The sequence below is a fragment of the Aestuariibius insulae genome, assembly GCF_040783535.2.
Taxonomy (GTDB): domain Bacteria; phylum Pseudomonadota; class Alphaproteobacteria; order Rhodobacterales; family Rhodobacteraceae; genus Aestuariibius; species Aestuariibius insulae.
The window spans coordinates 184,675-205,387 of record NZ_JBFONW020000006.1 but is presented as its reverse complement, the minus strand read 5'-3'; the positions used below and the strand labels follow the sequence as shown (position 1 = coordinate 205,387).

23 protein-coding genes are annotated in these 20,713 nt (G+C 60.6%); 11 read left to right on the top strand and 12 right to left on the bottom strand.

Going from position 1 to position 20,713, the window contains the following annotated elements:
* Positions 1-44: 44 nt before the first annotated feature.
* Positions 45-386, top strand: a complete 342-nt coding sequence (locus tag AAD018_RS16810; protein WP_412005308.1) for a hypothetical protein — start codon at positions 45-47, stop codon at positions 384-386.
* Here AAD018_RS16810 and clpA read toward each other — a convergent pair.
* On the bottom strand, positions 383-2,707 hold the full coding sequence (gene clpA / locus AAD018_RS16805; protein WP_367315686.1) for an ATP-dependent Clp protease ATP-binding subunit ClpA: 2,325 nt from the start codon (positions 2,705-2,707) through the stop codon (positions 383-385). The genes AAD018_RS16810 and clpA overlap by 4 nt on opposite strands.
* Positions 2,708-2,904: 197 nt before the next feature.
* A complete protein-coding gene (gloB, locus tag AAD018_RS16800; protein ID WP_367315687.1) occupies positions 2,905-3,678 on the bottom strand; it encodes a hydroxyacylglutathione hydrolase in 774 nt (257 codons plus the stop codon).
* 56 nt (positions 3,679-3,734) lie between these two features.
* On the opposite strand from gloB, the gene AAD018_RS16795 reads away from it, so the two are divergent.
* Complete coding sequence (locus AAD018_RS16795; RefSeq protein ID WP_367315688.1) at positions 3,735-4,538, top strand: hypothetical protein; 804 nt, start codon at positions 3,735-3,737, stop codon at positions 4,536-4,538.
* Between the two features lie 190 nt (positions 4,539-4,728).
* Here the strand turns inward: AAD018_RS16795 and AAD018_RS16790 are convergent, their stop codons facing one another.
* The gene (locus AAD018_RS16790; protein WP_367315689.1) at positions 4,729-5,346 is read right to left on the bottom strand and encodes a VOC family protein; all 618 of its coding nucleotides are present in this window, start codon (positions 5,344-5,346) and stop codon (positions 4,729-4,731) included.
* A gap of 304 nt (positions 5,347-5,650) precedes the next feature.
* Here AAD018_RS16790 and AAD018_RS16785 point away from each other — a divergent pair, with 304 nt between their 5' ends.
* The 6 genes from AAD018_RS16785 to AAD018_RS16760 all read left to right on the top strand — a co-directional run bounded on the left by AAD018_RS16785 (position 5,651) and on the right by AAD018_RS16760 (position 10,965).
* Positions 5,651-6,211 (top strand): F0F1 ATP synthase subunit delta, encoded by a 561-nt coding sequence (locus AAD018_RS16785; protein WP_367315891.1) that lies wholly within the window; start codon positions 5,651-5,653, stop codon positions 6,209-6,211.
* Positions 6,211-7,749, top strand: coding sequence for a F0F1 ATP synthase subunit alpha (atpA, locus tag AAD018_RS16780; protein ID WP_367315690.1), 1,539 nt, complete (start codon positions 6,211-6,213; stop codon positions 7,747-7,749). The genes AAD018_RS16785 and atpA overlap by 1 nt, the downstream gene beginning before the upstream one ends.
* Before the next feature lie 6 nt (positions 7,750-7,755).
* The gene (locus AAD018_RS16775) at positions 7,756-8,631 is read left to right on the top strand and encodes a F0F1 ATP synthase subunit gamma (protein WP_367315691.1); all 876 of its coding nucleotides are present in this window, start codon (positions 7,756-7,758) and stop codon (positions 8,629-8,631) included.
* A gap of 18 nt (positions 8,632-8,649) precedes the next feature.
* Positions 8,650-10,074, top strand: coding sequence for a F0F1 ATP synthase subunit beta (gene atpD, locus AAD018_RS16770; protein WP_367315692.1), 1,425 nt, complete (start codon positions 8,650-8,652; stop codon positions 10,072-10,074).
* Entirely contained in the window at positions 10,074-10,517 is a 444-nt protein-coding gene (locus tag AAD018_RS16765; protein WP_367315693.1) for a F0F1 ATP synthase subunit epsilon, read from the top strand. Before atpD ends, AAD018_RS16765 begins: the two co-directional genes overlap by 1 nt.
* Before the next feature lie 85 nt (positions 10,518-10,602).
* The gene (locus AAD018_RS16760; RefSeq protein WP_367315694.1) at positions 10,603-10,965 is read left to right on the top strand and encodes an H-type lectin domain-containing protein; all 363 of its coding nucleotides are present in this window, start codon (positions 10,603-10,605) and stop codon (positions 10,963-10,965) included.
* On the opposite strand, the gene AAD018_RS16755 is transcribed toward AAD018_RS16760, so the two are convergent.
* Positions 10,962-11,459: a DUF6653 family protein gene (locus AAD018_RS16755; protein WP_367315695.1), complete on the bottom strand. Its 498-nt coding sequence runs from the start codon at positions 11,457-11,459 to the stop codon at positions 10,962-10,964. The genes AAD018_RS16760 and AAD018_RS16755 overlap by 4 nt on opposite strands.
* A gap of 18 nt (positions 11,460-11,477) precedes the next feature.
* A complete protein-coding gene (locus AAD018_RS16750) occupies positions 11,478-12,494 on the bottom strand; it encodes a ribose-phosphate pyrophosphokinase (RefSeq protein WP_367315696.1) in 1,017 nt (338 codons plus the stop codon).
* Positions 12,495-12,595: 101 nt separating this feature from the next.
* Between AAD018_RS16750 and AAD018_RS16745 the strand changes: the two genes are divergently transcribed.
* The gene (locus AAD018_RS16745) at positions 12,596-13,195 is read left to right on the top strand and encodes a 2-hydroxychromene-2-carboxylate isomerase (protein ID WP_367315698.1); all 600 of its coding nucleotides are present in this window, start codon (positions 12,596-12,598) and stop codon (positions 13,193-13,195) included.
* A 14-nt stretch (positions 13,196-13,209) separates the two neighbouring features.
* Positions 13,210-13,947 (top strand): alpha/beta fold hydrolase, encoded by a 738-nt coding sequence (locus tag AAD018_RS16740; RefSeq protein ID WP_367315699.1) that lies wholly within the window; start codon positions 13,210-13,212, stop codon positions 13,945-13,947.
* A gap of 6 nt (positions 13,948-13,953) precedes the next feature.
* Here the strand turns inward: AAD018_RS16740 and AAD018_RS16735 are convergent, their stop codons facing one another.
* From AAD018_RS16735 to AAD018_RS16710, 6 genes are all read right to left on the bottom strand, one after another.
* Positions 13,954-15,006, bottom strand: coding sequence for a threonine aldolase family protein (locus AAD018_RS16735; RefSeq protein ID WP_367315700.1), 1,053 nt, complete (start codon positions 15,004-15,006; stop codon positions 13,954-13,956).
* Positions 15,006-15,476, bottom strand: coding sequence for a YcgN family cysteine cluster protein (locus AAD018_RS16730; RefSeq protein ID WP_367315701.1), 471 nt, complete (start codon positions 15,474-15,476; stop codon positions 15,006-15,008). The genes AAD018_RS16735 and AAD018_RS16730 overlap by 1 nt, the downstream gene beginning before the upstream one ends.
* Positions 15,469-16,407 carry a bifunctional riboflavin kinase/FAD synthetase gene (locus tag AAD018_RS16725; RefSeq protein ID WP_367315892.1) on the bottom strand — a complete coding sequence of 313 codons (939 nt, stop codon included), beginning with the start codon at positions 16,405-16,407 and terminating at the stop codon, positions 15,469-15,471. Before AAD018_RS16725 ends, AAD018_RS16730 begins: the two co-directional genes overlap by 8 nt.
* 37 nt (positions 16,408-16,444) lie before the next feature.
* Entirely contained in the window at positions 16,445-16,888 is a 444-nt protein-coding gene (locus AAD018_RS16720; protein WP_367315702.1) for a MaoC family dehydratase, read from the bottom strand.
* Between the two features lie 113 nt (positions 16,889-17,001).
* Complete coding sequence (locus tag AAD018_RS16715; protein WP_367315703.1) at positions 17,002-17,874, bottom strand: TIGR01459 family HAD-type hydrolase; 873 nt, start codon at positions 17,872-17,874, stop codon at positions 17,002-17,004.
* 48 nt (positions 17,875-17,922) lie between these two features.
* Positions 17,923-18,840, bottom strand: coding sequence for a manganese-dependent inorganic pyrophosphatase (locus AAD018_RS16710; RefSeq protein ID WP_367315704.1), 918 nt, complete (start codon positions 18,838-18,840; stop codon positions 17,923-17,925).
* A 55-nt stretch (positions 18,841-18,895) separates the two neighbouring features.
* Here AAD018_RS16710 and AAD018_RS16705 point away from each other — a divergent pair, with 55 nt between their 5' ends.
* The gene (locus AAD018_RS16705) at positions 18,896-19,564 is read left to right on the top strand and encodes a DUF2161 domain-containing phosphodiesterase (RefSeq protein WP_367315705.1); all 669 of its coding nucleotides are present in this window, start codon (positions 18,896-18,898) and stop codon (positions 19,562-19,564) included.
* A gap of 7 nt (positions 19,565-19,571) precedes the next feature.
* Here the strand turns inward: AAD018_RS16705 and AAD018_RS16700 are convergent, their stop codons facing one another.
* Positions 19,572-20,567: a TraB/GumN family protein gene (locus AAD018_RS16700; protein WP_367315706.1), complete on the bottom strand. Its 996-nt coding sequence runs from the start codon at positions 20,565-20,567 to the stop codon at positions 19,572-19,574.
* Between the last annotated feature and the right edge of the window lie 146 nt (positions 20,568-20,713).

Here is a 20,713-nt window from a genome sequence, read left to right as displayed (position 1 = left end):
AGGACAGCCTCGATCGCCAATTGGCCAGATCGCTCGCGCGAGGTTTGAGCAATCGCCTTCTCAAAGAGCCCACGGTATCGTTCGGTCTGATGGCTGGAGATCTGACCCTCCGCCGATGCAACGATCGGGCAGGAAAATCTGATATCCAGCTCAGTCCTGTTGAGACGCCGGTGAAAGCGATTGAGTCCAGACTATCGCATCGTGCTGACCATCCGCAGCTTGCTGCGCAGCGGGAGGCGATGCCAGAGGGGACCCGTCCGGTCTTTGCCGAAAACAGCCACCCGTCGAGTAGAACTCAAGACTCTCCGACGCCAAAAAAAGCCCCGGCGCAAAGGCCGGGGCTGATCAAACTTTACGAGGTGGAACCTAAAGCGGTCTCGCCCTAGTCGGCCGTGAGTAACGGCGGCTTGTCGCCTTTGCCGATCCGTGCCGTTTCGGGCTCTTCGATCCGCAGGTCGAGCTTGCCGTCCTTCACACCAACCTTGACGTTGCCGCCCTTTGCCAGCTTCCCAAAGAGCAACTCTTCCGCCAGCGGCTTCTTGATATGCTCCTGGATCACCCGGCCCAGAGGACGCGCGCCCATTTTGTCGTCATAGCCCTTGTCCGCCAGCCATTCGGCGGCAGGCTTGGTCAGTTCGATCGTGACGTTTCGGTCGATCAGCTGCGCCTCGAGTTGCAGGACGAACTTCTCAACCACTTGCAGGATCGTGTCCTTGGGCAGCGGAGCGAAGGAGATCACCGCATCCAGACGGTTGCGGAATTCCGGCGTGAACGTCCGCTCGATCGCCGCCGTATCCTCACCCTCGCGCCGGTCGCGGCCAAAGCCGATCGCGGCCTTTGCCAGTTCCGACGCACCTGCGTTCGAGGTCATGATCAGGATCACATTGCGGAAATCCGTGGCCCGTCCGTTATGGTCGGTCAGCTTTCCGTGATCCATCACCTGCAGCAGGATGTTAAAGACATCCGGATGCGCCTTCTCGATCTCGTCGAGCAGCAGGACACAATGGGGATTCTGGTCGACCCCATCGGTGAGCATCCCGCCCTGATCGAACCCGACATAGCCCGGAGGCGCGCCGATCAGACGGCTGACAGCGTGTTTCTCCATGTATTCCGACATGTCAAAGCGCAGCAGCTCCACACCCAGAGTCGAGGCAAGCTGCTTGGCCACCTCCGTCTTGCCGACGCCCGTAGGCCCCGCAAAAAGGTAGTTGCCAATCGGCTTTTCAGGCTCCCGCAGCCCGGCCCGCGACAGCTTGATCGCCGAAGACAAAGCCACAATGGCGGCGTCCTGCCCGAAGACAACGCGCTTGAGCGTCGTCTCCAGATCCTTGAGCACTTCGGCATCGTCCTTGCTGACATTCTTGGGCGGAATGCGCGCGATCTTTGCCACGACCGCCTCGATCTCCTTGGTGCCGATGGTCTTGCGCCGCTTGCTTTCGGTCACGAGATGCTGGGCCGCGCCTGCCTCGTCGATCACGTCGATCGCCTTGTCGGGCAGCTTGCGGTCGTTGATATAGCGCGCCGACAGCTCCACCGCCGTCTTGATCGCATCCGATGTGTACTTGATCGCGTGGTGATCCTCGAAATAGGGCTTGAGGCCGCGCAGAATCTTCACCGCATCCTCGACCGAGGGTTCCGTCACGTCGATCTTCTGGAACCGGCGAGAGAGGGCGCGGTCCTTTTCAAAATGCTGGCGGAACTCCTTATAGGTGGTCGATCCCATACAGCGCAGCTTGCCGCCCTGAAGCGCAGGCTTGAGCAGGTTCGACGCATCCATCGCGCCGCCCGAAGTCGCCCCGGCGCCGATCACCGTATGGATCTCGTCGATGAACAGCACCGCATCGGGATGGTCCTCAAGTTCGGTCATCACCGCTTTCAGACGCTCTTCGAAATCGCCACGATAGCGGGTTCCGGCGAGCAAGGCGCCCATATCCAGCGAATAGATCGTCGCCGATTCCAACACATCGGGCGTCTCGCCATCGACAATCTTGCGCGCCAGACCTTCCGCGATCGCCGTCTTGCCGACGCCCGGATCGCCTACCAATAGCGGGTTGTTCTTCCGGCGGCGGCAGAGCACCTGAATGCAGCGCTCGACCTCGTGATCGCGCCCGATCAGCGGATCGACCTCGCCCTTGCGCGCCTTGGCGTTCAGATCGACGCAATACTTGGCCAGCGCCGATTCCTTTTCGTCACCGCCCTCGGCGGCCTGCGCCTCGTCCTCGATATCGGTCGCGCCGCTGACGGGCCGGCTTTCGCCATAGGCCGGATCCTTGGCGACCCCATGCGCAATAAAGTTCACCGCGTCATAGCGCGTCATATCCTGCTGCTGCAGGAAGTAGGCGGCATTCGATTCCCGCTCGGCAAAGATCGCAACCAGCACATTCGCGCCCGTCACCTCGTTGCGGCCCGAGGACTGCACATGGATGGCGGCGCGCTGGATCACGCGCTGGAAGGCGGCGGTCGGAACCGCCTCTGAGCCCTCGACATCCGTCACCAGATTGGACAGCTCGTCTTCGATGAATTCCAGAAGGGTCTTGCGCAGATCCTCCAGGTCCACCGAACACGCCTTCATGACGCGGGCGGCATCGGGTTCGTCGATAAGCGCGAGCAACAGATGCTCAAGCGTGGCAAGCTCGTGATGGCGGGCATTGGCAATCGCCAAGGCCGAATGGATCGACTGCTCGAGCGTGGATGAGAAAGACGGCACAGCACGTGCTCCTCTGATCGGGGTCGGCGGCGGGACTTTCGTGGCCCCGTCCTGACCGTGGCCTCTATATCTTAAAGTTCGGTGTTCTTAGCCAAGCTTCAAGGAATTTCTTTGTCGCAGGCGTCACATTCTTCGTGATCGACGCACTTGACGCCCGCAATCCGACCAGATCCCCAGCAATTTCGCCGCGATATCGGTCAGAACGAATCCCGCCTTTTGCGGATTTCGGCGAACACATCCTCGTCGGACGCGCCCTCCATGCCGATCGCGGCCTTCAATGCCGGATCGTCCGCCCGCAGGAACGGGTTTGTACGTTTTTCCTCTGCAAGAGAAACGGGGAGGGTTGGTTTATCCGCCTTGCGCAGATCTTCGGCGGTCTGGAGCCGTGATTTAAGCGCTTCATGCTCCGGTTCAAGGGTCAGGGCAAAGCGGATATTGGTCAGCGTATATTCATGCCCCGAATAAACCGTGGTCTCATCGGGCAGTTTGCGCATCTTGAGCAGGCTCTCCCACATTTGGGCAGGCGTGCCCTCGAACAGGCGCCCGCAGCCGCAGGACATCAGGCTGTCGGCCGAAAACAGCGCCTGCGCGCCCGGCATGTAGAACGCGATATGCCCCACCGTATGACCTGGCACGTCGATGATATGCACCTCTTCGCCGCAGACCGCCTCCACATCCGTCTCGCCCACGGCCAGATCGAGCGTCGGCAACCGGTGCTGATCGGCCTGCGCGCCGATCACGCGGCAGTCATAGATCTTGTGCAGATCCGCCACGCCGTCGATATGATCGGAATGATGATGCGTGATCAGCAGATCCGACAGCTCCCATCCGCGTCCTACAAGAAGCTCGCGGATCGGCTCGACCTCGGGCGCATCGACCAGCGCCGTGCGCCGGGTGATGTCATCGTGAAGGACATAGGCATAATTGTCCTGAAGGCAGGGAACCGTTTCGATGTGAAGGGGCATGGTCATTTGTCCGGCTGGGGTTATCCTGAGGTCAACCAAACCGTGGAAGGGCGGTTCCTGCAATGCATCTCGATGTGATCGATCTGAGGCGCTTTTATTATCGCAGCGCTCTGGGCCGCGCCGCGCAGCGCGTGATCCGCGACCGGATCGCGACGCTCTGGCCGCCCGACGCGTCTGGCATGGGCGCCATGTCGGTCGTCGGCTTCGGCTTTGCCGTTCCGCTCCTGCGCCCCTATCTCGGTGTGGCGCGCCGCACCATCGCCTTGATGCCGGGTCCTCAGGGCGTGATGCCCTGGCCGTCTCAACAGCCCAATGTCAGCGTTCTGACCGAAGAAACGCTCTGGCCCATCGATACCGGCAAGGTCGATCGTCTGATCCTGCTGCACGGGTTGGAGACGTCCGAACATGCCTCGGCACTTCTGGACGAATGCTGGCGCGTGCTCGGCCCCGGCGGGCGGGCGATCTTCATCGTGCCGAACCGGGCGGGCTTCTGGGCGCGGCGCGACCGGACGCCCTTCGGCTACGGGAGGCCCTATTCGACCAGCCAGCTCGAAGAGCAGCTCAAGCGCCACCGCTTCATGACCGAACATGTCTCCTCCGCGCTGTTCCAGCCGCCGACCGATCAGCGCTTTTGGCTCAAGACCGGACCGATTCTCGAAAGGGTCGGCAGCTCTCTGCCCGCCATCGCCGCCGGAGGGGTCCTTGTCGTCGAAGCCAGCAAACAGGTCGCTGCCCCGACGAGGCCCGGCCTCCCCGAAGCCGTCCGGCGCCCTTTGCGGGTCCTCGAAGGGATCGGCATGCCAGAGCCTGAACCGGCCCGCCAAGGCGCCACCCTAAGCGCAGAAACAATCCCGCCTCGCGACTAAGGATTGTCTCCGCCGTTGCGCGGATTTTCGAGCGCTCTGTCCGTTAACCCGGGATCATGCCGAAAATCCACCGACCGGATACCGACGCAATACCGACCGGATACCGCATGCCGAAACGCCAACCCTGCTTGGCGTTAACCCCCGATTCGCGCCGATCCTCGCCGCCGCCGGTCTTCGCGCCGAACCGGCGTCAGATCTCGCGCACTCCGTCCGGCGTCCGGATCGCCGCTTTCAGCGCGACCGTCTCGCCCGTCTCGAACACGATCCGCGGATCGGTCAGCTTCCCCTCCAGCATCGCCTCGATCCGCGCAGCCTCAGGATGGCGGATCGTCAAACGCTCCAAAGCGCATCCCAGATCGGGCATCCGGCTGCCGGGAAAGGGGCGTTCGGGCCATTCCAGCAAGGTCGGAACCCCTCCGCCATAGGGCAGGGAGCCATCCTCAGGCACCGTGATCCGCCAGTTCAGATCCCCGCGCGTCATCGCGATCGCAGGTCCCGTTTCGGCCTCAACAGTATCGATCGCCCGATCGACATCCTCGGTCCGGCAGATCCAGTTGCCGACCCGGATCGGCCCGTCCCCCAAATTGTCCAGCCCGAACCACCGCGAACGGCCCGGATCGGGGGCATCCGGGTCGATGGCGATAATCTCGAAAAACTCATCCTGCCCCAGCTTCATTAGGCAGTTATGCGTGCCCATCAGGGGATGGGCTCCGCCATCCGGCACATCCACGCCAAGCCGTTCTCTTACAAAGGTTTTCCCGGCCTCAAGAGAGGGGGCGACAACCGCGATATGATCGAATTCAAGCATCCTGCCGGCCCTTCCTGACAACGGCGCATGACCTCTGCGGCCAAATGACCTGCCGGGCCCGCCGGTCCTTCATCGCACCCCAAGGCCCGAAAGAACAGCTGCCGCCGGGCCTTTCCACGCGGGAGGCAGGCCCTATCTGAACAAAGCGTCGATCCGGCCTGCAAAAGGCGCATTCGGGACGGTTGCGGCGTATAAAGGCCTCTGTTACATGGCCCCTGATTTGACCGGGTGCTTCGAGTGGAAGCGCCCCAAGACGATTGCCGCGGCGAACCACTCGTCCGGCGAAGACATCGGAAGGGTGGACGTGTCGGAACCAGCTTCGATTTCAACAGGCATTGCCGACCGTTATGCCTCAGCCGTGTTTGAACTGATGAAAGAGGCCAAGGCGCTTGAGACCTTGGAAAAAGACGTGGATGCCCTTGGCGCCGCCATCTCTGAAAGCGACGATCTCAAGAGCCTCTTGCACTCCCCGATCTACAGCCGCGACCAGCAGGAAACCGCAATCGGCGCGCTTGCCGCGAAGATGGGCCTGTCCGAGACAGTCGTAAACACGCTCAAGCTGATGGCGCAGAACCGCCGCCTCTTCGTCGTCCCCGCGCTCCTTACCGATCTTCGCGAAAAGATCGCCGAGGAAAAGGGCGAGATCACCGCAGATGTCACTGCCGCCAAGGCACTGACCAAAACCCAGTCCGACAAGCTCGCCAAGGTCCTCAAGGACCGCTTCGGCAGCGATGTGAAACTCAACCAGTCCGTCGATGAAAGCCTCATTGGCGGCCTTGTCGTTAAGGTCGGCTCGAAGATGATCGACACCTCGATCCGCTCCAAGCTCGACGCGCTCCAGAACACCATGAAAGAGGCCCGCTAATGGCGATCCAAGCTGCGGAAATTTCCGCGATCCTCAAGGACCAGATCAAGAATTTCGGCCAGGAAGCCGAAGTGGCCGAAGTGGGCCGGGTGCTGAGCGTCGGCGACGGGATCGCACGGGTCTACGGCCTCGATAACGTCCAGGCCGGCGAGATGGTCGAATTCCCCGGCGGCATCCAAGGCATGGCGCTGAACCTCGAAACCGACAATGTCGGCGTCGTGATCTTCGGCTCCGACCGGGACATTAAGGAAGGCGACACCGTCAAGCGCACGAACTCCATCGTGGACGTGCCCGTTGGCGATGCGCTTCTTGGCCGCGTGGTCGACGGCCTCGGCAATCCGCTCGACGGCAAGGGTCCGATCGAGACGTCGCAGCGCAGCGTCGCCGACGTCAAGGCGCCCGGTATCATCCCCCGCAAATCGGTGCACGAGCCCATGGCGACAGGCCTCAAGGCCATCGACGCCATGATCCCGATTGGCCGTGGCCAGCGCGAGCTGATCATCGGCGACCGCCAGACCGGCAAGACCGCCGTCGCGCTCGACACGATGCTCAACCAAAAAAGCTACAACGACGCCGCCGGCGATGACGAAAGCAAGAAGCTCTACTGCGTCTACGTGGCCGTCGGTCAGAAGCGCTCGACCGTGGCGCAGCTGGTGAAAAAGCTCGAGGAAACCGGCGCGATTGACTATTCGATCGTGGTCGCCGCAACCGCATCCGAGCCTGCTCCGATGCAGTATCTCGCGCCCTATACCGCGACCGCTATGGCCGAGTTCTTCCGCGACAACGGCCGCCACGCGCTGATCGTCTATGATGACCTCTCCAAGCAGGCCGTCGCCTACCGCCAGATGTCGCTGCTCCTGCGCCGTCCGCCCGGCCGCGAAGCTTATCCCGGAGACGTCTTCTACCTCCATTCGCGCCTGCTCGAGCGCTCCGCGAAACTGAACGAGGATAACGGCGCGGGCTCGCTGACGGCTTTGCCGATCATCGAAACCCAAGGCGGCGACGTGTCAGCCTTTATTCCGACCAACGTGATCTCGATCACCGACGGCCAGATCTTCCTTGAGACGGAGCTCTTCTACCAGGGTGTCCGTCCCGCCGTGAACACCGGCCTCTCGGTCAGCCGTGTGGGCTCAGCCGCCCAGACCTCGTCGATGAAATCGGTCGCCGGTCCCGTCAAACTCGAGCTGGCCCAGTACCGCGAGATGGCCGCCTTCGCACAGTTCGGCTCCGATCTCGATGCCGCCACCCAGCGGCTTTTGAACCGCGGCGCGCGTCTCACCGAGCTGATGAAACAGCCTCAGTACTCACCGTTAACCAATGCTGAGATTGTCTGTGTCATCTATGCGGGCACCAACGGCTATCTCGATGATCTCAAGGTCGATCAGGTCGGCAAGTTCGAAGAAGGTCTGCTGCACCACATGCGGACGAAAGCGTCGGACGTGCTCGACTATATCACCAACGAGGATCCAAAGGTTAAAGGCGACGCCGAGGAGAAGATCAAAGGCGCGATCGACGCATTCGCCAAGGACTTCGGGTAAACCCGGATGCCCAGCCTTAAGGATCTCAAAAACCGGATCGAGTCGGTCAAGTCGACCCGCAAGATCACGAAGGCGATGCAGATGGTCGCTGCCGCCAAGCTGCGCCGTGCGCAGGAAGCGGCAGAGATGGCGCGCCCCTATACGGAGCGTTTCAACGCGGTGATGGCGGGCCTTGCGGCCTCTGTCGGCGAAAGCGACAGCGCACCTCGCCTTCTGGCGGGCACCGGGTCTGACAAGACCCATCTGCTCATCGTGATGACGGCAGAGCGGGGCCTGTGCGGCGGCTTCAACTCGAACATCGCCAAACTTGCGAGATCGAGCGCGGAGAAGCTGCAGGCGGAGGGAAAGACCGTCAAGATCCTGACCGTCGGCAAAAAGGGGCGCGACGTCCTGCGGCGCGAATGGTCTGACGCTCTGGTCGGTCACATCGATCTGAGCGACGTCAAACGGGTGAGCTATGCCGACGCCCAAGGCGTGGCAAAGGACATCCTCGGGCGCTTTGACGATGGCGAATTCGACGTGGCGACACTGTTCTATTCGCAGTTCGAAAACGTCGTCAGTCAGATCCCGACCGAGCAGCAGCTTATCCCCTACGAGGCGCCCGAAGAGGCGGCCGAGGACAGCTCGACGCTCTACGACTACGAGCCCAGCGAAGAAGAGATCCTCGCCGACCTGCTCCCGCGCGGCGTCGCGACGGCAATCTTCTCGGCGCTCCTTGAGAATGGCGCAGGCGAGCAGGGGGCCCGGATGACCGCGATGGACAACGCGACCCGCAATGCAGGCGAGATGATCGACAAGCTGACCATCGAGTACAACCGCTCGCGTCAGGCCGTCATCACCAACGAGCTGATCGAAATTATTTCGGGCGCGGAAGCGCTCTAACGAACCGGAGACCGGACAATGGCAAACGCAAAAGGCAAAGTGACCCAGGTCATCGGCGCCGTCGTGGACGTGCAGTTCGAGGATCACCTACCGGAGATCCTGAACGCGCTGACGACCGACAACAACGGAAACGAGCTGATCCTCGAAGTGGCCCAGCACCTTGGCGAAAACACGGTGCGAGCCATCGCCATGGACGCGACCGAGGGTCTCGTCCGCGGTCAGGAAGTCAGTGACACGGATGGTCCGATCACCGTGCCCGTGGGCGACGCGACGCTCGGCCGGATCATGAACGTAGTCGGCGCTCCTGTGGATGAAAAAGGCCCCATCGGCGAGACCGAGCGCCGCTCGATCCACAACGAAGCTCCCGGTTTCGAAGCTCAATCCACGACGTCCGAGATCCTCGTGACGGGCATCAAGGTCATCGACCTGCTGGCCCCCTATTCCAAGGGCGGCAAGATCGGCCTCTTCGGCGGTGCCGGTGTGGGCAAGACGGTTCTTATCCAGGAACTGATCAACAATATCGCAAAGGTCCACTCGGGCTATTCGGTCTTCGCCGGTGTCGGAGAGCGGACGCGTGAAGGTAACGACCTTTACTACGAATTCATCGAATCCGGCGTCATCAATGCCGACGATCTGACCAAGTCCAAAGTGGCACTGGTCTACGGCCAGATGAACGAGCCTCCCGGAGCACGGATGCGCGTCGCCCTGTCCGGCCTGACCATGGCCGAGCAGTTCCGCGACCAGTCCGGAACCGACGTTCTCTTTTTCGTCGACAATATTTTCCGCTTCACGCAAGCAGGCTCCGAGGTGTCGGCGCTTCTAGGCCGGATTCCCTCGGCTGTGGGCTATCAGCCGACACTCGCCACCGACATGGGCGCGATGCAGGAGCGGATCACCTCGACGCGGAACGGATCGATCACCTCGGTGCAGGCCATCTACGTGCCCGCCGACGACCTCACCGACCCGGCTCCGGCAACGTCCTTTGCCCACCTCGACGCCACGACGGTTCTGTCGCGCTCGATCTCCGAGCTGGGCATCTACCCGGCTGTGGACCCGCTCGATTCGACTTCGCGTCTGCTCGATCCCGGCGTCATCGGCGAAGAGCATTACGGCGTGGCCCGTGACGTCCAAGGGATCCTCCAGCGCTACAAGTCGCTGCAGGACATTATCGCCATTCTCGGCATGGACGAGCTTTCGGAAGAGGACAAGCTGACCGTGGCCCGCGCCCGGAAGATCCAGCGCTTCCTCAGCCAACCCTTTGATGTTGCTGAAGTCTTCACCGGATCGCCCGGCGTTCAGGTGCCGATCGAGGACACAATTGCCTCCTTCAAGGCCGTTGTCGCGGGTGAGTACGATCACCTGCCGGAAGGTGCCTTCTACATGGTCGGCGGCATCGAAGACGTGAAAGCGAAGGCTCAGAAGATGGCGGCGGACGCAGCATAATGGCGGACACCATGCAGTTCGATCTGGTCAGCCCCGAGCGCAGGCTCGCCTCGCTCGAGGCGACCGAGGTCAAAGTGCCGGGCGCCGATGGCGACATGACCGTGATGCCGGCCCACGCGCCGACCATCACGACCCTGCGCCCCGGTGTTCTGCGGGTCGTGCATTCCGACGGAACAGACGAATACATCGTCTCCGGCGGCTTTGCCGAGATCACGGCAGAAGGTCTGTCCGTTCTGGCCGAGAAGTCGCTCCACAGGGGCGATGTCTCTCAGGAAGACTACGACGCCATGTTCGATGAAATGCAGGAGTCCTACGAGGCGGCCAAGAAAACCGCCGCTCAGGAGAACCTCCCCGGTCCGGTCGACGAGGCGGCAAAGCTGCTCTCCGACATGGTCGCGATGGGCGAAGAGATCGGTCTGTCGACCCGGCAACCAAGCCTTTAGGGGAAACCTGCCACAGTTGAGAGACCCCGGTTTGCACCGGGGTCTTTTTTGTTATCAGGTAGGTCTGACGAGCAGGAGTTAGATCATGTCGATGAGCCACATTCTCGTACATCCGATCGGGGTCGATCAGGGCGAGGAGATTCTGTTTTCCCATTTCGAGAAAGACGGAAAGATGTGGACGGAGAAGGGCCAGCGTCAGGTCAAGCGCTACATCAAATTCTCCGAACAGTTCAACGATCCCCCGGTGGTTCAGGCCCATATTGTCATGTGGGATATCTCCTCGACCGCGAATAGCCGCGTTGATCTCGTGACCGAAAACGTGACCAAAAGCGGCTTCGACGTGCTGTTCAAAACCTGGGGAAATACCCAGATCGCGCGGGTCCGTATCGGCTGGATCGCCATCGGCTCTCTCAGCGATCACGAACAGGAAGCGCTCTACGACATCTAGAGATCCGCGCGCGTTTTGCCTGACGCCTCCCAATCTTTCCAGATCCAGACCATCCGGTCGACGAACCAGGCTTTCGGACCAATCGTCGTAAAGATGCCGAGAAGCGTTGCCCAGGGGTTCAACGCCCACAGGCCGTAGACCAATGGCGCAAGACAGATCGCGGATCCGGCGGTCAGGACGATTGCCGCTCTTCGGTGATGCGGTGCGATACTCTCGCGGTGGCCAAGAAAAACCCGTTCCCCCATCGTGCCTTCCGCGGCCCACGTATCCCACCTTTGTGCCGGCGGGAATGCGCGCGGATTGTACCACGTCCAGATCACAGCAAGAGCCACAAGCGGCGCGGCCCACCACCCGATCCAAACCCGCGACCAGATCGCAAGCACGATCAGAGGCAGACAGGTGAACCTCGTATAGACGGACCATCTGTTCGCATGCCGCGCCCAGGTCTTGTCCGACATGGTCATCAGGCGTTCCGATGCCGAAAAGAGATCCATCGCGCCCTCTCTGCCGTCTCAGGCGGCGTTATAAAGGCCTTCGTAGATGGGCCCCAGCGTCTGCGTCTCGAACAGGGACGAGACACTCGTTCCGTTCCAGATATTCAAGATGGCCTGAGCAAACATCGGCGCGGTTGGTACGATACGGATATTCTCGGCGGCCTCTGTCTCCGGGGTCGCCTCGATCGAATCCGTTACAACCAGGGATTTCATGACTGACTTCTTGATCCGATCCACCGCAGGCCCGGACAGGACGCCGTGTGTGATATAGGAATGAACTTCGGTCGCTCCGTTCTCGATCAGGACCTCGGCCGCCTTACAAAGCGTGCCAGCCGTGTCGCAGATGTCATCCACGATAATGCAGCGCTTACCTGTGACATCCCCGATGATGGTCATCCCCGCGACTTCGCCTGCCTTTTCGCGCCGTTTATCGACGATGGACAAAGGCGCGCCGATCCGCTGCGCCAGCTCCCTGGCCCGCGCCACACCACCGACATCCGGAGAGACGACCATGACGTCGCTCATGTCCTGAAAATGATGCATGATATCAAGCGCGAAGATCGGAGAGGCGTAAAGGTTATCAACGGGCAGGTCGAAGAAGCCCTGGATCTGCGCGGCATGCAGATCCATTGTCAGAACCCGCTCGATCCCGGACTCGGCAATCATATTTGCCACCAGCTTGGCCGTGATCGGGGTTCGAGCCTTGGTCCGGCGATCCTGACGCGCGTAGCCGAAATAAGGGATCACCGCCGTGATCCTCGCAGCTGACGACCGACGCAAGGCATCGGCCATAATGAGCAGCTCCATCAGATTATCATTGGCCGGGTTCGAGGTCGGCTGGATAATAAACATGTCCTCGCCGCGCACGTTCTCGAACACCTCGACGAAAATTTCTTGATCGTTGAACCGCTCGACCCGCGCATCGACGAGGCCTACGTTGATCCCGCGATGCATCGACATTCGACGCGCGACGGCATTGGCAAGATTTCGGTTGGCATTTCCGGAAATGAGCTTGGGTTCAATCAGGGATGGCATCGGCTCTCCAGCGCTCTCCGCCAAGGCTTACGTGACGGATTCGTGACGTTGACACGGATTAACACGGGCGTACCGTGGCGCAAGTTTTTAAGGGGAGAGGCATGGCTCATATCGACTACTTTTTCGCAACGGTGTCGCCGTACACCTACCTAGCCGGCACCCGGCTGGAGGAGATTGCGGCCAAGCATGGTGCAACGATCACCTACAAGCCCCTCGATATCATCGCGCTCTTTGGCCGGACCGGAGGCACGCCGCCCAAGGACCGCCATGACAGCCGGAAAGCATACCGGTTGCAGGAACTCTCCCGCGCATCGAAGAAAACCGGCCTTCCGCTCAATCTTCAGCCCGCCCACTGGCCGACCAACCCGGCGCCCTCGTCCTATGCGATCATTGCGGCCCAAGAGGCCGGAGGCGGCGATCTAGGCAAGTTGGTCCACAGCATCTGCGGCGCCTGCTGGGCGCAAGAGCGCGACATCGCGCAGGACGATGTCGTAAAGGGGTGCCTTGAAGAGGCTGGCTTTTCCCCTGCATTAGCTGATAGCGGTCTTCTGAGTGGCGCGGAGACCTACGCTGCCAATCTCGAAGAAGCAGTCTCGCGCGGAGCGTTCGGCGCGCCGTTCTACATCACCAACGACGATCAGCGGTTCTGGGGGCAGGACCGACTTGACGATCTAGACGCATCGCTGGCCGGAAAACTCTAGCGTCCCTGAAAGGCATGACAGCCTACATCCATTGTTCGCTCGCATCCGGCGGGATCTGGAAGCCGCTCATCGAAGCCCTGCAGCATCCCGCGCCGGTTCTTGTCGAGCTTCCAGGGCACGGTCAAGCGCCGGATTGGGATCAGGACATGGACTACCACGATCAGGCCGTCGATCTGGCCTTGTCGTGTTTGCCGTCAGAGCCGGTCGATATCGTCGGCCACTCGTTTGGCGCAACCGTGGCCCTGCGGCTTGCACTTGACTGGCCTGAGAGGGTGCAGTCTTTGATCCTCATCGAGCCGGTTTTCTTCGCTGCCGCCCGAGAGGCGGGTGATCCTGCCTATGAGGCCCATCGGCAGGCCTTCCAGCCATTTCTCGAAGCCATCGAGAACGGGAACCAAGCAGCCGCCGCGCGCGAATTTACTGAGATCTGGGGCGGCGGAGCGCCTTGGAACTCGTTACCAGATGCGCAAAAGAAGTACTTTGCCGATCGTATCCACCTGATCCCGGCAGGGGCACCTGCGATCGAGGAAGATCGTGCGGGCCTTCTTGCGGATGGCCGTCTGGAGGCGCTCGCAATTCCCGTCACGTTGATTGAGGGAGAGCGTTCGCCAGCGGTCATCCCAGCTATCCATGCCGAGCTTGCCCGCCGCCTGCCTCGGGCGGATCGTCTGACGATTAAAGGCGCGGGCCACATGCTGCCGGTCAGTCATACCCGGCAGCTCGCAGCACGTCTGCGCCCTCTTCTTGCTTGAAGAGAATCAGACGTCTCGAAGATGGGCCAGAAATGCTTGGGTATTCTCGTCACTCGCAGCCCAATCCGTGACGAAGCGGGCGGTCAAAGGCTCGTCTGGATCGCCTCCTTCCAAGCTGCCGCCCCACAGATAATAGCTCGCGCCCTTCTCATGTAGATGCTGATGCGCTTTGCGCGGCAGATCGGCGAAGAGCATGTTTGACTGCGGCGGGTTATGAAGCCGCGCCATAGGGCTTTGCTCCAGCCCTCTGGCCAATGTGCTGGCCGCAAGATTAGAGGATCGGGCCAGCTCAAGCCATAGATCATCCGCCAGATAGGTCTCCATCTGCGCTGAGAGGTAACGATGCTTCGAGATCAACTGCGCAGCTCGCTTTCGCCTCAGCTCGAACTCCCAGGCAGAGCTTGGATCGAAGAAGATAACAGCCTCGACCCCCATCAACCCATTCTTGGTCCCACCAAAGCTGACCGCATCGATACCGGCTTTCCACGTCATCTCGGCCGGGCTACAGCCCAGATGGACCAATGCATTGCTGAAGCGCGCACCGTCCATATGCGCCCGGACCCCGAAATGTTTTGCGACATCACAAAGCGCCTGAAGCTCTTCCAGTGAATGGACAGTCCCCTTCTCGGTCGCCTGCGTGATCGAGATCGGACCCCTTTGCGGTCCATGAACGCCGCGCGACTCTTCTGCACCGATGGCGTCCTTCAAAGCCTCGGCATCCATCTTTCCGTTTGCACCCTCGACCAGCGTCAGTTTCGCGCCGCCGGTATAGAACTCAGGCGCATTGCATTCGTCTTCCTGAATATGCGCCGTCTGATGGCAAAAAATCGTGTCCCAAGGCTGGGCAAACGTCGCGAGGATCAGCGAATTTGCGGCGGTTCCGAGAGGGACGAGATAGACGGCCGCTTGCGGGGCCTCGAAAATCTCTCGGATCTTCGCGGTCACGCGGATCATGATCTCATCGGTGCCGTATGGGGATGCGTAGCCCTCATTAGCGCGGAGCAGCGCCTCCATCACCTTGGGATGGACCCGGCCCGCATTGTCCGACGTGAATTGCATCACAAAGGCTCCTCAATCAGGTAATCATCCCACAGATCCTCAGGCACGGCCTCCTCCGAAACGGTCCGGCCTTGGATGGATACACCCGCCCGGTGAACGGTTTCCGGCGCGCCGGACAGTAGCGGATGCCAGTCGTAAAGGTCGCGGCCTTCGTGGATCAGCCGATAGGCGCAAGTCTGCGGAAGCCAGTATAGATGATCGGAAATAGTCGCCGCCGTCAGCTGGATACATTCCGGCACGTATTGCTTTCGGGTCGCATAGTGCTTGCAGCGGCATGTGCGGTCGTCAAACAACCGGCAGGCAATACGGGTCAGATCGACCTTCCCTGTCTCTTCGTCTTCGAGCTTGTTCAAGCAGCATTTCCCGCAGCCGTCGCACAGCGCCTCCCATTCATGCGAGGTCATCTCGGTTAGTGGGATCCTCTCCCAATAGCGATCTCGCAGACCCCGCGCGGCGGAATGATCAGACATCGCGAAGCGTCTTTCGCACGTCTTGAATATCCTGATCCATCTGCCGGATCAGAGCGTCGAGCCCTTCGAATTTTGCCTCCGGTCGCAGAAACTCGACGAGCGCGACCGAGATTTCGGCGTCGTAAAGATCGCCCTCGAAATCGAGAAGGAACGTCTCGCAGTTCGGGATGTTTTCTCCAAACATCGGGCGGATCCCGATCGACGTGGCGCCTTTATAGGATCCCGCATGGGGCCCCGTGAGCAGATCGACAAGGGTCGCATAGACCCCGAAAGCCGGGAGGTGCAGATCCTCAAGCGCGATATTGGCCGTTGGATAGCCAAGCTCGCGCCCGCGTTTTTCGCCATGAATGACAACGCCTTCGATCCGGTGCCAATGCCCGAGCATGGCCGCGGCATCATCAGGCCGCCCCTCGGACAACGCATTGCGGATACCCGTGGAAGAGACCTCTCCGACGGGGGTTTCTACCATCTCGGCAATCGTGGTCTCGAAGCCGAGCGTCTTTCCCAGCGTTCTCAGCGCCTCTGCATCCCCGGAGCGGCCTTTACCGAACCGAAAATCAGCCCCCACGACGACATGGCTGAGGCCAAGCCTCTCGACGATGATCGTTTGAGCAAACGCCTCCGCATCGAGACTTGCAAGAGCCGCGCCAAAGGGAAGCTCGTACAAGATATCGACGCCAAGCTTTTCCAGGCGGTGCGCTCTTGCACGGGCATTCATCAGGCGAAAGGGTGGGAGATCAGTCGCAAAATATGTTCTTGGATGCGGCTCGAACGTCATCACACCAAGCGGTGCACCCCCTGCCTGCGCAGCCTTGCGAGCATGGTCAATGACCGCCTGATGCCCCAGATGGACTCCGTCGAAATTTCCAATCGCGGCCGCGGCGCCTCGATCCTTTGAAGCAATGGAATGAATGTCGCGCACGATCCGCATGGAGGTGGCGTAGCGCCCCTGCCGATGGGCCGCAAGATCAGTCGAACTTGCGCGACGGGGCAAGGACGACAGCTTCGCCCGCCAGAACTCTCTTACCATCCACCATACAGCGCGTCTCCATGGTCACGCGGCGTTTAGAGTGGTCGATTGCGGTCACTTCGACTTCCGCCGTCACGGTATCTCCGGGGCGGACCGGCCCCAGAAACTTAAGCGATTGCCCGAGATAGACGGTGCCATGTCCGGGAAGCTGTTCGCCGATCACGGCCGAGATCAGACCGGCGGTGAGCATTCCATGCGCGATGCGGCCCGCAAAGATCGTGTCGCGGGCGTAGTCTTCGTCAAGGTGGACCGGATTATGGTCGGTCGAGATCTCGGCGAAGAGTTCGATATCGTGATCGGTCACGGTCTTGCGCAGGTGGCGCGTCATTCCGATCTCAATATCCTCGATACAGATCGTGCCACGCGGCAGGTTGTCGAGCATCTCATCCATTCCAAAGAAATAAAACCACTCTTTGTGATTTCTGTTTGAAACTTAGTTACGCTGCGACTGCGAAATATCCAAGGAAAAAGAAGGTCAGTTCTACTGATCCGTCCTCAGCGAAGATGACCTATCGTGAATTGCGGAGCCTGATTCTCCTTCTCGAGATATGACCTCAGAGCAGTCTCATCAGGCGTATCGACAGTCTTCGTCAGATCAGCTGCCAAGCCGCCGGAAATGAATAAGGCGTCATAATCCTCACTCCGGGCGCCAGAAACGTCTGTCTGAATGCCATCTCCTATGCAGATGATGGCATCGGTGGGTAGATCCTTTCCCAAAGCAGAGAGCCTGCGGCGCGCCAGATCATAGATTGGCGGATGCGGCTTGCCGAAGTAGAGGCTCTCTCCGCCCATCTCCGTATAGAGTTTTGCCAGCGCCCCGGCGCACCATTCACGAGTATCACCCCGATCAACGACGATATCGGGGTTGGCGCATAGCAGCTTGAGCCCCTTCTGCTTCGCATAAAGAAACTGAGGCCGGTTCACATCAGGATCAACAAGGGGGTCGAACGGACCGCAGCACACAATGCCGTCAGCCTCTTCGAGCTCAACCCGCTCGATCGGGGCGGGATCTTCGATGATCTCCGGCGGCTCGAAAAAAGCCATGTCGTGATCCTCGCCCATGAACCAGACCTTGTTGCCGACGGCGCCGTTGAACATCGCGGTCCGGGCGCTGTCTCCTGATGTCGCGATTGCATCCCAGCTGTCCCGCGGGATCCCCAGCCGCTCGATCTGCGTCTCGACGCTGCGCCAGGGCCGCGGAGCGTTCGTGACCAACACAACCGTACCGCCTTTCCCCCGAAACTCCTGCATCGCCGCAGCGGCCTCCGGATGCGCTTTCACACCGTCATGCATGCATCCCCACAGATCGACGAGGGCTGCATCGTAGCGCCCGGAGATCTCCGAGAAGCTTTGTATAATCTGGGTCATAGAGGCCTTTCAGGCGAAACTTGGAACCGGAACAGGGGGCGGGTCGCCTTAAACCTTCAACGCCGGAATGATCTGCTTTTTGCGACTCATAACTCCGGGTAGGACGACGGTGTCTCCCTCGACAGTAACGTCGAAGCTCTTTTCGGCCACCGATCTTGAAAGATCCGAGGAGATCAGCAGCGTCGCCTCTTCCTTGAGAATATCGACGACGAACAGCAGAACTTCGTTCACCTTGTCCTCCGATGCGACCTCCGGCATCGCAGCAAGGAGAGCATCCTTGCGGGAGAGGATCTGATCGGGTGATGTCGTTTCAAGCACAGAGACGCGGAAGCTGACGCCACCGACCTCGTATTCCTTGCTGTCCATCCGCAAGAGTTCCGCCTCCGAGAAGGCAGAGACATCGGACTTCGCTGCGAACATCTGAGCCGCGTAATCTGGAATGGAAATCCCAAGATCGGCGGCCAGATCCTCGGCGAGCTTGCGGTCCACGTCGGTCGTGGTGGGCGAGCGGAACTCGAGCGTATCGGAGAGGATGCAGGACAGCATTGCGCCCTTAATTTCCTTTGGCATCTTTGCGGCATTCTCGCCCATCAGATCATGCATCAGCGTCGCGGTGCAGGCGAGGGGACGTATCGTCATCTCGAGCGGCGTCTTCGTCTGAAGACCGCCGGTCAGTTTGTGATGATCGATGATCTGCAGAACGTTCGCGTCATTGATCGAAGCTGGCAGTTCGGCAGGATTGTTCGTGTCGACGATCACACAGTCGTCCCCTTCAGCAACATCGGCGATAATCTGCGGCTTGGCGAGATCCCAGTGATCCAGGACAAAGGCCGCTTCGGTATTTGGCTCTCCCAAAAGACGTGCCTCGGCAGGCTGCCCCTTGATCTCGGAAAGATACCACGCCCAGATAAGAGGCGATCCGGTGCTGTCAGTGTCGGGGGCCTTGTGGCCAAAAACTTGGATCATGAGAGATGTCCTTGGAAGGGCGTTTTCGGCGTCGGTATAGGCAGGGAGGTGCAGCTTGTCACGGGGGCTGCGAGAGGTGGAGCTTTACGGCCCGATCAAGGCCTTTCTCGAGGCGCAGGGCTACGAGGTAAAGGGTGAGATCGGCGCTGCCGATGTGGTCGCCCTTCGCGGCGACGAGCCGCCTCTCATCGTGGAACTCAAGACGGGGTTCTCGCTGGCCTTCTTTCATCAAGGGATCGCACGGCAGGCAATTACCGAGACGGTCTATCTCGCCGTTCCTGCCGGAGGAACGCGCAAGGCGCTGGCTGCGAATGTCTCGATGGCACGGCGCCTTGGACTAGGCGTCATCACCGTGCGGGCGCGAGATGGCTTCGTAACGGTGCTGGCCGATCCAGGGCCATATCAGCCGCGCCAATCAAAGCTGCGCCGGGACAGGCTTCTGCGCGCCTTTGCTCGTCGTCAGGGTGACCCTCTGGAGGGAGGATCCGCCCGCGCCGGGATCGTAACCGCCTATCGCCGCGACGCCCTGACCTGCGCGGCGCATCTGGCCGCTCAAGGCCCATGCTCCGGCGCCGAGATCAAGCGCATCACGGGGGTTGAGCAGGCGACGCGGATCATGTCGGACGATCATTACGGATGGTTCATCCGTGTTGAACGGGGCATCTATGCGCTGACCGATGCAGGGAAGGCCGGTCTGAAAGCCTATTCTGACCGGGTGCGATAGCCCTATTCTACCGGGCGAGGTTTTCGAGCGTCCAGCCATTCTGCTCGAGCAGGTACAAGACACCGATCTCCCCTGGCAAGTGAAGCGCACCGGCTGCGATCATCACGTGGTCGTGCTCTACCGCCGCCTCCTCGATGACCGGAATCCAGGCGCGATTGCGCTGCTCGATCAGCAAAAGCTCGACCATCGCAAGCGAGGCTTCCCTCTCCTCTGGCGTCAGGCCAGGAAGACGCTCGATCGCGACGACGGCGGTTTCCCAAATGCGAGAGACGTATCCGTCGAAATAATCGTTCAGCATCGAGATATGCATGCTGGCAGCCAAATCCTCGGGATAGATCGTCACGAGAAGCTGGTCGATCTGCTCCTCAAGCGGGATCGTGTCAAAAAGCGTGAAGATGGTATCGAAGCTCTCCAGCGACGCGGTCGGAACATTCGCGTCCGTCGCAAGCGCTTCGATCTCTTTATCCAGACCGGGCGCCCCGCCGATCAAATCCTGCATGGCGCAGGGAGCAACCGACAACATTAGCGACAAGAACCACGGCTGAAACCGTGAGCCCATCATCGGCGCGATGCCGCGCTTGGACATTTCTTCTGAAAGATATTGCCAATCCTCCTCCGACATACGTTCCGGGAGCGAGGGCCCGGGCATCGTCATGATTTCAGGATTCGTGACGAAAGCTTCGCTCATCCGTCGTTCTTCTTCCGCATCGGCCTCGAGAAGAAGAAAGTCGGTCGTTTCCATCCGGGTTTCGATCTGGACCAGAAGCGGCTCATGACGCGGATCGGGCAAGTGCAATGTTCCAACAATGGTCAATGTCTTGTCGCCCCGTGTCGCCTGCCAAAGGCGCCCCTCTCCGTAGGGTGTCTGAGCGGCGGCGGTGTCGATCCGCTCCCGCGTCTCGGCAGGCAGCGTTTCGGTAAAGCCTGGACCGCTGCAGGCAGCGTCTGCGGTCGTGGCCAAAGTGACCACGACCGTGGCAGCGGTGAGAAGAGTGCGGATCATCCTAGTCTCCGAGAACAATGCTGACGTTAAATTTGACCGTGAGCGTAAGGTGGGCGACGCGATGCCTCAACCGCAATCGGACCTTGCTGAAAGCTGTCAAAAATGCCTGATCCCGATGTTGACACCCGGCGGGCCGATTTCTAGAT

What these genes read in the sequence shown, in the direction of transcription:
- AAD018_RS16735 (WP_367315700.1), bottom strand. Translation starts at nt 15,006, where the DNA reads ATGCAATTCACGTCGGACAATGCGGGCCGGGTCCATCCCAAGGTGATG.
- AAD018_RS16755 (WP_367315695.1), bottom strand. Translation starts at nt 11,459, where the DNA reads ATGGATCTCTTTTCGGCATCGGAACGCCTGATGACCATGTCGGACAAG.
- AAD018_RS16745 (WP_367315698.1), top strand. Translation starts at nt 12,596, where the DNA reads ATGGCTCATATCGACTACTTTTTCGCAACGGTGTCGCCGTACACCTAC.
- AAD018_RS16790 (WP_367315689.1), bottom strand. Translation starts at nt 5,346, where the DNA reads ATGCTTGAATTCGATCATATCGCGGTTGTCGCCCCCTCTCTTGAGGCC.
- AAD018_RS16725 (WP_367315892.1), bottom strand. Translation starts at nt 16,407, where the DNA reads ATGCGGATCGTGCGCGACATTCATTCCATTGCTTCAAAGGATCGAGGC.
- AAD018_RS16765 (WP_367315693.1), top strand. Translation starts at nt 10,074, where the DNA reads ATGGCGGACACCATGCAGTTCGATCTGGTCAGCCCCGAGCGCAGGCTC.
- AAD018_RS16730 (WP_367315701.1), bottom strand. Translation starts at nt 15,476, where the DNA reads ATGTCTGATCATTCCGCCGCGCGGGGTCTGCGAGATCGCTATTGGGAG.
- AAD018_RS16760 (WP_367315694.1), top strand. Translation starts at nt 10,603, where the DNA reads ATGTCGATGAGCCACATTCTCGTACATCCGATCGGGGTCGATCAGGGC.
- AAD018_RS16795 (WP_367315688.1), top strand. Translation starts at nt 3,735, where the DNA reads ATGCATCTCGATGTGATCGATCTGAGGCGCTTTTATTATCGCAGCGCT.
- AAD018_RS16700 (WP_367315706.1), bottom strand. Translation starts at nt 20,567, where the DNA reads ATGATCCGCACTCTTCTCACCGCTGCCACGGTCGTGGTCACTTTGGCC.
- gloB (WP_367315687.1), bottom strand. Translation starts at nt 3,678, where the DNA reads ATGACCATGCCCCTTCACATCGAAACGGTTCCCTGCCTTCAGGACAAT.
- AAD018_RS16775 (WP_367315691.1), top strand. Translation starts at nt 7,756, where the DNA reads ATGCCCAGCCTTAAGGATCTCAAAAACCGGATCGAGTCGGTCAAGTCG.
- AAD018_RS16710 (WP_367315704.1), bottom strand. Translation starts at nt 18,840, where the DNA reads ATGATCCAAGTTTTTGGCCACAAGGCCCCCGACACTGACAGCACCGGA.
- AAD018_RS16715 (WP_367315703.1), bottom strand. Translation starts at nt 17,874, where the DNA reads ATGACCCAGATTATACAAAGCTTCTCGGAGATCTCCGGGCGCTACGAT.
- atpD (WP_367315692.1), top strand. Translation starts at nt 8,650, where the DNA reads ATGGCAAACGCAAAAGGCAAAGTGACCCAGGTCATCGGCGCCGTCGTG.
- AAD018_RS16720 (WP_367315702.1), bottom strand. Translation starts at nt 16,888, where the DNA reads ATGCTCGACAACCTGCCGCGTGGCACGATCTGTATCGAGGATATTGAG.
- atpA (WP_367315690.1), top strand. Translation starts at nt 6,211, where the DNA reads ATGGCGATCCAAGCTGCGGAAATTTCCGCGATCCTCAAGGACCAGATC.
- AAD018_RS16750 (WP_367315696.1), bottom strand. Translation starts at nt 12,494, where the DNA reads ATGCCATCCCTGATTGAACCCAAGCTCATTTCCGGAAATGCCAACCGA.
- AAD018_RS16740 (WP_367315699.1), top strand. Translation starts at nt 13,210, where the DNA reads ATGACAGCCTACATCCATTGTTCGCTCGCATCCGGCGGGATCTGGAAG.